A 13,045-nucleotide genomic window follows, 5' to 3' on the forward strand; every position below is an offset into this window, starting at 1 on the left:
GATCGAGGTGTGCAGTACTGCTCGGCGCTTTATCAAAAGCTCCATGCCAAGCATGGCATTACGTGCTCAATGACTGATGGCTACGACTGCTACCAAAACGCCTTGGCAGAGCGGGTCAACGGCATCTTGAAGACAGAGCTCTTGCTCCACCGGCCGACAGACTTGGCGCAAGCGGAGCAAATGGTGCGGGAGGCGATCCTGATCTACAACCAGGAGCGCCCTCACCTGTCCTTAAAATACAAAACGCCCGATGCAGTGCATCGGGCGTTAGGATGAGACAGGTGTAAACCTATTTCAGGACTAGACAAGTTTTCAGAACACCACGCCTTGGCTGCGCAGGTAGTCGTCGTAGGTGCCGCTGAAGTCGGTCACGCCGTTCGGGCTCAGCTCGATGATGCGGGTGGCCAGGGACGATACGAACTCACGGTCGTGGCTGACGAAAATCAACGTGCCCGGGTAGTTTTCCAGCGCCAGGTTCAGCGCCTCGATCGATTCCATGTCCAGGTGGTTGGTCGGTTCGTCCATCACCAGCACGTTCGGCTTTTGCAGGATCAGCTTGCCGAACAGCATGCGGCCTTGCTCACCACCGGAAATCACTTTCACCGACTTGAGGATTTCGTCGTTGGAGAACAGCATGCGACCCAGGGTGCCACGGATCACTTGCTCGCCCTGAGTCCACTGACCCATCCAGTCGAACAGGCTGACGTCGTCTTCGAAATCGTGGGCGTGGTCCTGAGCGTAGTAGCCCAGCTCCGCGCTTTCGGTCCACTTCACCGAACCTGCGTCCGGGGTCAGTTCGCCCATCAGCGTGCGCAGCAGGGTGGTCTTGCCGATACCGTTCGGGCCGATGATCGCCACGCGCTCGCCGGCTTCAACTGTGAAGCTGAAGTTCTTGAACAGGGTCTTGCCGTCGAAGCCCTTGGACATCTGCTCGATGGTCACAGCCTGGCGGTGCAGCTTCTTGGTCTGTTCGAAACGGATGAACGGGCTCACGCGGCTCGATGGCTTGACCTCGGCCAGCTGGATCTTGTCGATCTGCTTGGCGCGGGAAGTGGCCTGCTTGGCTTTCGAGGCGTTGGCCGAGAAGCGGCTGACGAACGTTTGCAGTTCGGCGATCTGGGCTTTCTTCTTGGCGTTGTCCGACAGCAGTTGCTCGCGGGACTGGGTCGCCGCGGTCATGTACTCGTCGTAGTTGCCCGGGAACAGACGCAGCTCGCCGTAGTCCAGGTCGGCCATGTGGGTGCAGACGCTGTTCAGGAAGTGACGGTCGTGGGAAATGATGATCATGGTGCTGTTACGCGCCGTCAAAATCGTTTCCAGCCAGCGGATGGTGTTGATGTCCAGGTGGTTGGTCGGTTCGTCGAGCAGCAGCACTTCCGGATCGGAGAACAGTGCCTGAGCCAACAGAACACGCAGCTTCCAGCCCGGCGCGACTTCGGTCATCGGGCCGAAGTGCTGTTCCAGCGGAATGCCCAGACCCAGCAGCAGTTCACCGGCGCGAGATTCGGCGGTGTAGCCGTCCATCTCGGCGAACTCGGTTTCCAGCTCGGCCACGGCCATGCCGTCTTCTTCGCTCATTTCCGGCAGCGAGTAGATGCGATCGCGCTCGGCCTTGACCTTCCACAGCTCTTCGTGACCCATGATCACCGTGTCGATCACGGTGAATTCTTCGTAGGCGAACTGATCCTGGCGCAATTTACCCAAGCGTACATTCGGCTCCAGCATGACCTGGCCGCCGGATGGCTCGAGGTCGCCGCCGAGGATCTTCATGAAGGTTGACTTGCCGCAACCGTTGGCGCCGATCAGGCCGTAGCGGTTGCCGCCATTGAATTTGACCGAAACGTTTTCAAACAGCGGCTTGGCGCCGAACTGCATGGTGATGTTAGCTGTAGAAATCAAAGGTTTTTCCTGCGAAGCGTGCTGAGTAGCGAGGGTGCAGCCGGAGCGCTTGGCCCGAGTCGAAGTGCGCTGAGGCGGGGCAATCCCGTCATCAACCAAGGGGGGCGCGTAAAGTTTGGCGGCGATTGTACTGGTCTGGCTCTTTAAACGATAGGGCGGTGACATTCCGATTGCCGTTTGGCGCAATCGCGAGACAGTTTTTCACAGATGAAGGTTCACTATTGGTTACAAACTGTGGCTAAAATGCCATCCATTCACCCAATGCCTTGTCCGGCATGGGCTCAAGGATGCGCCACCGGGACGTTTTTTTGATTTCAGACCACTGCCACAGACCTTGGGCCACAGCCCGAAAGGCGCGCAGTTTGTTCACTTCTGACGTGTGACGATTTCCGTGAAACTCATCATTGCCGCTGTATATGTCATTTCCATTGCGTACGTTCACCTGCGCGGTCGCGTACGCCACAAACTCGGTCGTCAACTGAGCGATCACTCTTCGTTCCTGGCACCGATCAACTGCTTCCTTTATCTGTTCTCGAAAAAGCCCAACACGCCTTACCTTGATCCAAAGGACTTTCCCGATCTGACTCCGTTGCAGACCCACTGGGAAGAAATCCGTGAAGAAGGTCGTAACCTGCTGCGCGCCGGCGAAATCAAACGTTCCAACCAGTACGACGACGTCGGTTTCAACTCGTTCTTCAAGACCGGCTGGAAGCGTTTCTACCTGAAGTGGTACGGCGACAGCCACCCGTCGGCGCTGCAACTGTGCCCGCGCACCACCGAACTGGTGCAGAGCATCGGCTCGATCAAGGCTGCGATGTTCGCCGAGCTGCCGCCGGGCTCGAAACTGGTGCGTCACCGCGACCCGTACGCCGGTTCCTACCGTTATCACCTGGGCCTGGAAACGCCGAACGACGCCGGTTGCTACATCAACGTCGATGGCGAGAACTATCACTGGCGCGATGGCGAAGCGGTGATGTTCGACGAGACGTTCATTCATTACGCGGAAAACACCACCGACCAGAACCGCATCATCCTGTTCTGTGACATCGAGCGCCCGATGAAGTATCGCTGGGCGGCGGCGTTCAACCGCTGGTTCAGCCGCACCGTGATGTCGGCGGCCGGTGCGCCGAACGATGCGGGTGACCGCACCGGTGGCATCAACCGGTTATTTACCAAAATCTACAAGATTCGCCTGCGCGGAAAAGAGCTCAAAAAGCGCAATCGCAAACTCTACTACATGGAAAAGTGGGCGATCTTCGGCGGTCTGCTGGCGATCTTCATCTTGATCTGACGAATCGGGCGACTGTTAAAGACAGTCGCCCGATTTCATTTTCATGAGGCCTTTTTGGTTTTCTTCGCCGCTGTTGTCTTGCTGGCGGTCTTCTTCGCCGGTTTGGCCGGAGCTTTTCCGCCCAAGCTGCGCTTGAGCAGTTCGGTCAGGTCGATAACATCTGCGGTTTTGCGCTCTTCTTCTGCAGAGACGGTCTCAACGTCTTCGATCTTGCCTTCATGGGCCTTTTTGTCCACCAGCGCCATGATCTTGTCTTCGAACTCGTCGTTGTAATCCTCGGGCGTCCAGTCCGCTGTCATGTCTTCCACCAGCCGTTTGGCCATGTCCAGTTCGCCTTTGGCCAGTTGCGGCTTGGTCACTTCGCTGCCCAGCTCAAGTTCGTCCAGGCTGCGCACTTCCTGCGGCCAGCGCAACTTCACCAGCACCAGCGCCGACTCCAGAGGCATAAGCGCCGCCAGGTATTGACGCGTATGTAAAACCACTCGGGCGAGGGCGACCTTCCGGGTTTTGCTCAGGGTTTCACGCAGCAAGGCGTAGACTTTGCCGCCGCGCTTGTCCGGAGCCAGGTAATAGGGCGTGTCGATGTTCTGCAGCGGGATCTGTTCACTGTCGACAAAGGCGAAGATATCGATGGTCTGGGTCGAAACCGGGTGTGCCGAGCGGATCTCTTCTTCGCTGAGCACCACATAGCGGCCTTTTTCGAACTGAACACCTTTGACGATGTGCTCTTTGGTGACTTCCTTGCCAGTGACCTTGTTGACCCGTTTATAGCCGACCGGGTCCATGCTGCGGCTGTCGAGCCAGTCGAAGTCGACGCCTTGGGATGACGTCGCCGAGACCAGCGCCACGGGGATGTGGACCAGACCGAAACTGATTGCGCCTTTCCAGATTGCCCGAGCCATGTGCTGTTCTCCGAGTGATGTTCGGGTGACCCGTGGCCCGGCGTAAAAGTTTCCGTTGTTTGCTGGGTGCCGCTAAACGTCAGGTCAAGCCGTGTTACATCTTGTTTAGCGGTGACGGGTTAACAAATGCGAACCCACGGCGTAGCGTGGACTCGAAGGCTCTAGTCCCTGCGCACCGAAAGAGGCCGTTCATGAACCGTTTCCTGCTTGGCATTGCGTTGCTCGCCCTCAGTGGCGGGCTGGTTCACGCCGATGGCGCAATAAGCCATACATCGCTGTTGCTGGCACAAAGTCCGACCGGCAACAGCAACAACCCCTACAACAGCCCGATCCGCCGGGCGAACCCCAACAGCATGCAGGGCACCCAGCCCAGCACTCCGCCCGTTCGCGGGCCGAACACCGTTCCCGTGCCGCGTCCACCGACCCTGGAAAATCGCGGTATCGGCAATGGCCAGCCGCTGCGCTCCGTGCCGAGCACGCCACCCACCTTCATCCCCAACCCTCCAGCCCGTGACAGCGGGAGCAACCGTTGAATGGCAGAACCGCTTCTGTCAGCCCTTCAAACGAACAAAAGGAATCGTGCATGTTGCGTAAAACCCTTCTGGCCGGCCTGTGTGCCAGTGCACTGATCACCGCCCCGGCGTTCGCCGCCGCTCCCAAAGAACTGCAAAGCGAGCAGGGCACCCTTGAAGTCACGACCATTACCCAGGGCCTCGAGCACCCATGGGCTCTGGCCTTCCTTCCTGATCGCCAGGGCATGCTGGTGACCGAACGCCCCGGCAATCTGCGCGTAGTGGATGCCGACGGCAAGCTTTCTGCGCCGATCACCGGTGTGCCGGACGTCTGGGCCAAGGGGCAGGGCGGATTGCTCGACGTGGTGCTGTCACCGGATTTCAAACAGGATCGCCTCGTGTACCTGTCTTACGCCGAGGGCGGCGGTGCAGGTGACAAGGCCGGAACGGCGGTCGGGCGCGGGCGCCTGTCGGATGACTTGAAAACCCTGAAGGACTTCAATGTGATCTTCCGCCAGGAGCCGAAACTGTCGGTCGGCAATCACTTCGGCTCGCGGCTGGTGTTCGACCGGGACGGTTATCTGTTCATCACCCTGGGCGAAAACAACGATCGCCCGACCGCGCAGGACCTGGACAAGTTGCAAGGCAAGGTCGTGAGGATCTACCCCGACGGCAAGGTGCCGGACGACAATCCCTTTGTCGGCCAGTCCGGCGTGCGCCCGGAGATCTGGTCCTACGGCCACCGCAATCCTCAGGGCGCCGCACTCAATCCATGGACCGGAACGGTGTGGGAAAACGAACACGGCCCACGCGGTGGCGACGAGGTGAACATCATCGAACGCGGCAAGAACTACGGCTGGCCGCTGGCGACCCACGGCATCAACTACTCCATGCAACCGATCCCAGAAGCCAAGGGCAAGACCGCCGAAGGCACGGTCGGGCCGCACCATGTCTGGGAAAAATCCCCGGGCGTCACCGGCATGGCCTTCTACGACGCCGATCGCTTCAAACCCTGGCAGCACAACGTGTTCATCGGTGCGCTGGTAACGCAGGAACTGATCCGCTTGCAGTTCGACGGCGACAAGGTGGTGCATGAAGAGCGCTTGCTCGGCGAATTGAAACAGCGGATCCGTGATGTGCGCCAAGGGCCGGATGGTTACCTGTATGTGCTGACGGATGAGTCCGACGGTTCGCTTTACAAGGTCGGACTCAAATGAACCCTTCACGCGGGTGAGCGAGCGTAAAGCACCACCGCCGCCCGCAATTTTCCACGACCGAAGCGGCACATTTTCTCGAACTCCCCATGGCTGACCGGCACGTGCTGGCAGTCCATGGGCTGGCGATGCTGGCTGTGATCGACATCCGGGTCGTGCAGGTAGACGAAGTCTTCGTCGCAGTCGGTGACGATCACCCAGTGCGGCGACTTGGAACGGGTTAGCCGATAGCTGCTGATCAGCACCAAGGGCTGGCCACCGTTGGCCAGCAACGTGGGTAAATCCAGCGCTACGCCGCTGACTTGATCGACATCGGTGTCGTTCAGTTGTGCCATGAACTCGTCATGCACCAGGCGCATGACGTCTTTTTTATGCGCGTCACGGACTCCGTCGAGAAACAGCGGCCCGCTCATGCTCAGTTGCAAACGCACTTTAAAACCCCGGCGCCACGCTGCCAGTGCCAGACCCTGTGGGCTGCAACCGCCATGACCAGCCGTCATGAACACCGTGGTTGCCTCACGCCACAACTGCAATTCCTCGCGCCGCTCAAGCAAACGTTCGGCCTGCAACGCACCCATGGCCATCATTAAGCAGGCCGGGCCGCAAGTGAAGTCGGTGGTTTGTCGGTAATAGGGGACCTTGATGTTGCGTGAGTCGCGGTGCTGGAGAATGCGTTTCTCCAGGCGCAGCGCGTCGGCGTGATCCTCGTAGTAGTCATGGATCAGCGCAAAGTGCCGGTAACCGTTGCGCTCGTACAGGGCGATGGCGGCCGGATTGTCGGTGCGCACTTCCAGACGCAGGTAGGCGCAGTCGTGCTCGAGCGCGCACGCCTCGATCCGTTGCAGCAGTTGCTTGCCCAGACCACCGCCGCGCGCCTCGGGGGCAATCGCAATGGAATACAGACGGGCCAGCGAGGTGCCGCGATGAAACAACACCAGCGCATAACCGGCCAGTTGACCCTCGCGTTCGGCCACCCACAATTGCCCGTGGGCCCGGGTGATCATCCATTGGAAACTGCGGCGGGTGAGCCGGTCCGTGGTGAAACAGTGCATCTCCAGCGCGAGCAACGCTGGCAAATCCTCAATGACCGCCAGCCGAAAAACAGCATTCATATGACCACCGTAAAAGTTGCGTAACGAAACGGGACTTTCGAAAAACTTCGTGCTTAATAGAAAAGGTCTTGTTCTCCAACGGATCAATTTCTATGTCAGCGGTACAGGGTCATTGGCGCGAAGTATCCAGTCAAAGTTTGCCATCGGCAACTTATTTAAAACCGCAGATCAGAACTTCCAGTCAAGTGTTGATCATCGTCGAACGCAAGGAAGACTGGGCCTCGTACTTCCCCAGCGAAGACATCCTGACGGCCCAGGAATACCTTGAACAGCCACCCGACAGCGAGCCGGGAAAACGCGTACAGGTGATCAATCTGTGCCGCAGCTACAAGTACCTGGGCCACGGCTACTACTGCTCGCTGCTGGCTGAAGCCCGAGGGCACAAGGTGATTCCGTCGGTACGCACCATCAGCGAGCTGACCCGAAAATCTCTTTATGGCCTGGCACTGGATGACCTGGATAAAACCCTGGAAAAAGCCCTCAGCCATCATCTCTACAGCGACACTGAAGGTTTTACGCTGACACTTTATTTCGGCAGAACCCATATCGAGCCGTTGCAGGATCTGGCCCGGCAATTGTTTGAAGTATTTCCGTGTCCGATTCTGTTAGTTGAGTTTCGTCGAACTAACGGCTGGCACATCGAAGGAATAAAGTCTGGCGCCTTGCACAAGTTGCGCGACGATCAGGAAGATCAGTTCGCCAATGCGCTGGACGGCTTCAGCCGCAAGATCTGGCGTGTACCGCGTTCGCCGCAAGTAGCGCGATATGACCTGGCGATCCTGCATGATCCGCAGGAAGCCTTGCCACCGTCCAATGCCCGCGCACTGGAAAACTTTGTGCGGGTCGGCAAGGGCATGGGCATCGATGTCGAGCTGATCGAGCGCAAGGATTACGCAAGGCTGGCCGAGTACGACGGCCTGCTGATCCGCGAGACCACCAGCGTCGACAACCACACTTATCGCTTCGCCAAAAAAGCCGAAAGTGAAGGGCTGGTGGTGATGGACGACCCGACGTCGATCCTGCGCTGCACCAACAAGGTCTACCTCACCGACTTGCTCAACAGCCATCAACTGGGCATGCCGGCTACGGAAATTCTCTACAAGGAGCGCCCCGAAGACTTCGAGCGGGTCGGCGAACGCCTCGGTTTTCCGCTGGTGCTGAAGATCCCTGATGGTTGTTTCTCCCGTGGCGTGATCAAGGTCGAGAGCCAGCAGGCCTTGCTGGAAGCCACCGCCGAGCTGTTCGAACACTCGGTGTTGTTGCTGGCTCAGGAGTTTTTCTACACCGAGTACGACTGGCGCATCGGCGTGCTCAACCGTAAACCGATCTTTGCCTGCCAGTACTTCATGTCCAAGGGTCATTGGCAGATCTACAACCACAAGGCCAAGGGCCAGGATGTCAACGGCGAATGCCGCACGCTGGCCATCCACGAAGCGCCGCGCGCGGTGGTGGAACTGGCGGTGAAGACCGCCAACCTGATCGGCGATGGCTTGTATGGCGTCGATTTGAAACAGGCCGGCGACAAGGTGGTGGTGATCGAGGTCAACGACAACCCGAACCTCGACGCCGGCATCGAAGACGCCTACCTGCAGGACGACCTGTATTCGCTGGTACTGGAAGAGTTCGTGCGGCGTCTTGAGCTGAAACGCCGCGGTCAGGCCTGGTGACCGGCCGATGATCAACAGTTTTGCACTCAATCACGGCGGTTTGCAGCGGGTCGAGCGGCTGGACGCCGAGGTGATGCTGTTCAGCGACCCGGACGCTGCCGAGCGCGACTTGCTGCACTGTCACTTCAAACTCGATGAACACGCGCTGGCCTCGGCGCTTGATCCGGACGAGGTGTCGCGGATCGAGTTTCACCCCGACCACTTGTTTCTGATCTGGAAACGCCCGGAAAACTATTCCGGCGGTGGCAGCCTGGCTTTTGAGGTTTCGTCCTGCGGCTTGCTGTTCTCGCCGGGCCAGTTGCTGGTGATCGCTACGGACGACACGCCGCTGCACGGTGTCGGTACACGTCAGCCACTGAACACGCCGCTGGATGTGTTGTTGGACTTGCTGTTCAACAACATCCATCACTACCTCGGGCATCTGAAGGTGATCAAACTGGTCGCCCGGGAGTTGCAGCAAAAATTCAACGCCTCGATGCAAAACCAGCATCTGGTGCAGATGTTCAACCTCAGCGAAAGCCTGATCTATTACATCAACGCCCTGCACAGCAACGGCGCGGTGCTGACGCGGCTGCGCAATCACGCGGAAAAACAGCATTTCGGCAGCGAATCGATCGGCCTGATCGACGACCTGATCATCGAAAACAATCAGTGCTACAAGCAGGCGGAAATCTATTCGACGGTGTTCTCCGGGCTGATCGACGCCCGGGGCAACCTGATGAACAACAGCATGAATAACCTGCTGCGCAAACTGACGCTGATCAACGTGGTGTTCCTGCCGCTCAACCTGATTGCCAGCATTGGCGGCATGTCGGAATTCAGCATGATGACCGCCGGCACACCGTGGTGGGTGTCGTACCCGTTGTTTCTGGCAGCGATGCTGTTGGGGGCCGGCGGGATGCTGTTCGGGCTCAGGCGTCTGGCGAAATGACCGGTGCCGAACGCTTGCGATCCTGCAGGCCCCGGACCACCAGGTACAACAACGGCCCGACCGAAACAAATACCGCCGTCAGCAACAGATACGGCACCACCGACCAGCCCGACTGCCCGCGCTTGCGCGCATCCTTGAACATCCAGATGCCGGCCAGCGTTGCCAGCAGATAAAGATCGATCACCACTTGCGCGGTGTCCGGCCGTGACATCAGGCTGATGCCGAAGTCGATCAGCGACTGTTCGGCCTGAAGCATCACGGAGACGGTATAGCCGCCAAAGGCGATCAAAGCGGTGAGGGGCAGGGCGATGGACATCAGGTATTCCTTCCTTGGGCAGATGAGTCGGAATTTCAAGTTGCGCAGCTATCAGCCGTTGGCAGTTGCCAACGGCGTTGAAGCGTTCAGGGCAGCAGTGGGCGTAGAAAGCTGCGCTCGTAGCTGATGATGAACTTCTTTTCGACCAGATCGGCCACCAGCGCCGTGCTTTCGGGGTCGGTCAGTGCGATGTGGCGATAGCTTTCGTAATCCGCCAGCGACGGGAAACTGAACAGGCAATACGCGATATTGCTCGCGCCTTCCGAGGGCAGGAAGTAACCATGATGCGTTCCTCCCAGCCGTTCGACGATGCCGAGCCAGGTCTTGGCGTAGGCCTCGAATGCGTCCAACTGATAGGGGTCAATGACGTATCTGACGTGGCAGGTAATCAAGGCTGCGGCTCCTTTGCAGATTATTCGGGTATTGCCACGCCAATCTTGTCCGAGGCCGACCAGATGCGGAAGCGCACTTCGACGTCCTGCGGTGCGTAAATCACGATCGGCAGCTTGCTGTTGTAGCGCACGGTGAAACCGTCACCGATCACCGGCACGAACGCTCGCTTTTTCTGGGTGCCGGGCGGGCAGGCCATCAGCGTGCTCATCGGGCCGCTGACTTTTTCCAGGCGGTAGAACGGATAACCCCAGCCTTCGAGGTTTTTCTCTTCGAGGGTGCCGCCCAGGCGTTGGCGGTTGCAGTCGACTTCGAGGGTCTTGCCAGCGAGGATTTCGACTTTGAAGTTTTCTTCCTGGGCCTGCTGCGGCAGGTGGATGACTTGGCGAGTGAAGCCCGCTTCGGCCTTCGGATAAGGCGCGGTGTCTTCAAGTTTGGCTGCGTGGGTGAGGGTGGACAGGCTGGCGAGCATCAGGCCGGCCGTCGCGCGGACGGTGAAATTTCCCATTGAAGCCTCCTGGCGGGTGTACGTTGGTTGACGGGCATTCTCACTGTCACGGCCAATGAATGCAAATCGCCGATCGCTTGCAAATTGCAGTGCCTGCACGAGCGAATCTTGCATTTTGCAACTGGCCAGTGGCCTGCCTTTTTCCCAAGCCTTTGATTTGCAAGGAGGTGAATGCAACCTGATGAAAGGCACGTTTTATGCGTTGATTTGGTGCAGCGCACCGAGTTCGGGCGCCTACACTCCAATGGGCATTTCGCAGTACAGCCGCTTGTCACAACCCAAGGATTCAGCGGGGACACACCCGTGGGAACCGTGGCAACGGTCGACGTGAATACTTGATTGGCAGTCTCACAGTAAGGAGAGGTTTCGCCATGTTTCTGTCTGCCTTGGAACTCCGCAACATCATTGAAAGCAGTTTTCTACCGAAACGCTGCCAGTGCACGCTGTCCCCGGATCTGTCGATGACCGTCAAGGTGTATGGCGATCACCAGACCGATCAGGTTGAGCTGCAGGTGAGTGGCATCGATGCCAGTCACTTGAACAGCTGTCGCGAAATCAACGGCCTGATCGCCGGGTTGCGCTCGGATCTTGCGCAACAAACGGCAACCCATCATTCAGTGCCGCGATCCCGAGTTGTCTAACCGACTGTTTCACCCAGTTCGACCGTCACGCGCCGGGCCTGCAAGAAGCCAAGGCCCAGCGCGAACTCGACCAGCACCGCGAGCAGAATCCCGGGGCCGGCGTGGCCGTTGAGCCATTCAGCAAACCCCAGCACCGCCAGGCCGAAACAGCCGACGATCAAGCCGTTGCTCAGCGCATTGCGTGCGATCGAGACCGGCGCGTTGCGCACCAGATAAAACATCACCCCCAACGCCGCAAACAGCACCGCGCTGCGCCGTGCGACGAATCCGGCGGCTTCCGAATACTCGATGCTCCAGATCGCCAGCAACATCTGTGGTGCCAGACCCCACGCCAAGGAAAGCAGAAAACACAGGGAGAAGGTGAGGGTCGAGAGCGTGCGGAACGACAACTGCATGGCGAATCCTTGCGGCAGTGAGGAGGGCCCCGAGCATACTCTTCGAGCCCCGTGCTCGCCTACCGCAAAGCCGCAAATCAGAGCTTTCTGTCAGTTCTGGAAGCTGCACGCGTCAGATAATTTCCGGTAACTGATTTCTTCCGGTTTACCGGTGTTGTCGAGGTATTTCATGTCGGCGGTGATGACCTTGCACTCCTGCGTCTGCGGCTCGGTCAGGGAAACCACTTTGGCGACATGCAGCGGCATGCCGTATTCATAGGGAACAGCCTTGGAGGTGTCATTGGCCTGGGCCAGCCCGGCAAACGCGGTGCAGGCGAGGGCGGTGGTGAGCAGGAACGGACGAATGTTCATGATGGACTCCGGTGCGACGGAAATGGAGTTCGGCGGATTGCCAGCCAAACCTGCCGCACTGGGCGTCAGCCAAGGGCTGAGGGCGTGCGGTTCAGTAGAGTTTTTGACCGCGGCGTTAAGCGATGGTTAACCGGGCTGAACGCCGGCTGTCTGGGCGGGGATTGTTTCGCGGGGGAGTCTCGGCGGATTCCTACAAGGGTGGATGCCTTGTCTGCTTTCGGGGGCTGGAGCGGTGCGGTTATGGTTTGGCGTCGCTGCAAAATCAGCGACTTAGGTTTGGTCACCTAAAATAACAGCCCTCACAAGTGTGCCATTATTCGCTCCGTGGACATCTATGTCCTCGAAGTGCATTGCAGTGGCGGCTGTGTGCAGGGTCGCCTTCGGGCGTGCTGAGTTGGGTTGTTCTCGGTTGACCAAGCCTGCGCACAGTCCGCCTCCCCATCGTTTGGTCACGGTGTCGGCGGTTACTTACAACCTAATCGAGTAATTCCAATGCCAATCCTGAAATTAAGCTCCGCCCGCTATCTCCCGCTCAACAGCGGCGTCACCGACAGCGCACCGCTGGTCATCGACACCCAAGCCAACCCGAAAGACCTCTTCGAAGCCGCCGTGCAACGCATCCGCGCCGCCAGCGACCTGCTCGAAACCCTGCACTGCCTGTGCTTCAAACACGCCGACGTCCAGGACATTCCCCACATCACCCATGCGCTGTACCTGCTGACGCAGGATGGCAGTGATTTGCTGCAGGTTGCGCAGCAGAAAATGTTGAACTGGCAGGCGCCGGTTTGATGGTTTGAAAAGCGGCCTGGTATTCACGGGCAGAAGCATTATCTGCCCGTGATGCTGTTGGAGGCTTTCGATGAGCTAAAGGCGAGGCTCTTCATCCGGGACTGGATCATTTATGAAATCAAAGATA

Annotated in this window: 17 protein-coding genes; 9 read left to right on the forward strand and 8 right to left on the reverse strand. The window is 58.6% G+C overall.

All coding sequences use genetic code 11. From position 1 onward, the window contains the following. A partial coding sequence (locus tag BMZ46_RS28025) for an integrase core domain-containing protein (protein ID WP_139217036.1) occupies positions 1-276 on the forward strand: 276 nt, incomplete at its 5' end. A gap of 36 nt (positions 277-312) precedes the next feature. Here BMZ46_RS28025 and BMZ46_RS28030 read toward each other — a convergent pair. Beyond that, the gene (locus tag BMZ46_RS28030) at positions 313-1,899 is read right to left on the reverse strand and encodes an ABC-F family ATPase (RefSeq protein ID WP_039768209.1); all 1,587 of its coding nucleotides are present in this window, start codon (positions 1,897-1,899) and stop codon (positions 313-315) included. A gap of 391 nt (positions 1,900-2,290) precedes the next feature. Here BMZ46_RS28030 and lpxO point away from each other — a divergent pair, with 391 nt between their 5' ends. After that, positions 2,291-3,190: a lipid A hydroxylase LpxO gene (gene lpxO / locus BMZ46_RS28035; protein WP_039768931.1), complete on the forward strand. Its 900-nt coding sequence runs from the start codon at positions 2,291-2,293 to the stop codon at positions 3,188-3,190. 41 nt (positions 3,191-3,231) lie between these two features. Here lpxO and BMZ46_RS28040 read toward each other — a convergent pair whose 3' ends face one another. Continuing rightward, positions 3,232-4,092, reverse strand: a complete 861-nt coding sequence (locus BMZ46_RS28040) for a non-homologous end joining protein Ku (protein WP_039768210.1) — start codon at positions 4,090-4,092, stop codon at positions 3,232-3,234. Between the two features lie 191 nt (positions 4,093-4,283). Here BMZ46_RS28040 and BMZ46_RS28045 point away from each other — a divergent pair, with 191 nt between their 5' ends. After that, positions 4,284-4,625, forward strand: coding sequence for a hypothetical protein (locus BMZ46_RS28045; protein WP_039768211.1), 342 nt, complete (start codon positions 4,284-4,286; stop codon positions 4,623-4,625). A gap of 50 nt (positions 4,626-4,675) precedes the next feature. Then, a complete protein-coding gene (locus tag BMZ46_RS28050) occupies positions 4,676-5,821 on the forward strand; it encodes a PQQ-dependent sugar dehydrogenase (protein ID WP_074690673.1) in 1,146 nt (381 codons plus the stop codon). A gap of 5 nt (positions 5,822-5,826) precedes the next feature. Here BMZ46_RS28050 and BMZ46_RS28055 read toward each other — a convergent pair whose 3' ends face one another. Beyond that, positions 5,827-6,930, reverse strand: coding sequence for a GNAT family N-acetyltransferase/peptidase C39 family protein (locus BMZ46_RS28055; RefSeq protein ID WP_039768214.1), 1,104 nt, complete (start codon positions 6,928-6,930; stop codon positions 5,827-5,829). 92 nt (positions 6,931-7,022) lie between these two features. Between BMZ46_RS28055 and BMZ46_RS28060 the strand changes: the two genes are divergently transcribed. After that, a complete protein-coding gene (locus tag BMZ46_RS28060; protein WP_074690672.1) occupies positions 7,023-8,597 on the forward strand; it encodes a RimK family protein in 1,575 nt (524 codons plus the stop codon). A 7-nt stretch (positions 8,598-8,604) separates the two neighbouring features. Then, entirely contained in the window at positions 8,605-9,528 is a 924-nt protein-coding gene (locus BMZ46_RS28065) for a magnesium transporter CorA family protein (protein WP_039768216.1), read from the forward strand. Here BMZ46_RS28065 and BMZ46_RS28070 read toward each other — a convergent pair. The 3 genes from BMZ46_RS28070 to eco form a co-directional block, all read right to left on the reverse strand. Further along, positions 9,509-9,847 carry a DUF2834 domain-containing protein gene (locus BMZ46_RS28070; protein WP_074690698.1) on the reverse strand — a complete coding sequence of 113 codons (339 nt, stop codon included), beginning with the start codon at positions 9,845-9,847 and terminating at the stop codon, positions 9,509-9,511. The two genes, BMZ46_RS28065 and BMZ46_RS28070, sit on opposite strands and share 20 nt — an antisense overlap. Positions 9,848-9,930: 83 nt before the next feature. Next, positions 9,931-10,236, reverse strand: a complete 306-nt coding sequence (locus tag BMZ46_RS28075; protein ID WP_039768220.1) for an NIPSNAP family protein — start codon at positions 10,234-10,236, stop codon at positions 9,931-9,933. Positions 10,237-10,256: 20 nt separating this feature from the next. After that, entirely contained in the window at positions 10,257-10,742 is a 486-nt protein-coding gene (eco, locus tag BMZ46_RS28080) for a serine protease inhibitor ecotin (RefSeq protein ID WP_039768221.1), read from the reverse strand. A 371-nt stretch (positions 10,743-11,113) separates the two neighbouring features. Between eco and BMZ46_RS28085 the strand changes: the two genes are divergently transcribed. Next, on the forward strand, positions 11,114-11,383 hold the full coding sequence (locus BMZ46_RS28085) for a DUF1652 domain-containing protein (protein WP_039768222.1): 270 nt from the start codon (positions 11,114-11,116) through the stop codon (positions 11,381-11,383). On the opposite strand, the gene BMZ46_RS28090 is transcribed toward BMZ46_RS28085, so the two are convergent. Together BMZ46_RS28090 and BMZ46_RS28095 are read right to left on the reverse strand one after the other, a co-directional pair. Further along, complete coding sequence (locus BMZ46_RS28090) at positions 11,380-11,778, reverse strand: hypothetical protein (protein WP_074690671.1); 399 nt, start codon at positions 11,776-11,778, stop codon at positions 11,380-11,382. The genes BMZ46_RS28085 and BMZ46_RS28090 overlap by 4 nt on opposite strands. A gap of 90 nt (positions 11,779-11,868) precedes the next feature. Then, the gene (locus BMZ46_RS28095; protein ID WP_011334038.1) at positions 11,869-12,129 is read right to left on the reverse strand and encodes a DUF2790 domain-containing protein; all 261 of its coding nucleotides are present in this window, start codon (positions 12,127-12,129) and stop codon (positions 11,869-11,871) included. Between BMZ46_RS28095 and BMZ46_RS29440 the strand changes: the two genes are divergently transcribed. Both BMZ46_RS29440 and BMZ46_RS28105 read left to right on the forward strand, forming a co-directional pair. Beyond that, positions 12,122-12,259 carry a hypothetical protein gene (locus BMZ46_RS29440; protein ID WP_158248856.1) on the forward strand — a complete coding sequence of 46 codons (138 nt, stop codon included), beginning with the start codon at positions 12,122-12,124 and terminating at the stop codon, positions 12,257-12,259. The genes BMZ46_RS28095 and BMZ46_RS29440 overlap by 8 nt on opposite strands. A gap of 362 nt (positions 12,260-12,621) precedes the next feature. Continuing rightward, entirely contained in the window at positions 12,622-12,918 is a 297-nt protein-coding gene (locus tag BMZ46_RS28105; protein ID WP_074690670.1) for a hypothetical protein, read from the forward strand. The last annotated feature ends 127 nt before the right edge of the window (positions 12,919-13,045 follow it).

The organism is Pseudomonas sp. NFIX49, from assembly GCF_900115915.1.
In the GTDB taxonomy this organism is placed as follows: domain Bacteria; phylum Pseudomonadota; class Gammaproteobacteria; order Pseudomonadales; family Pseudomonadaceae; genus Aquipseudomonas; species Aquipseudomonas pharyngis.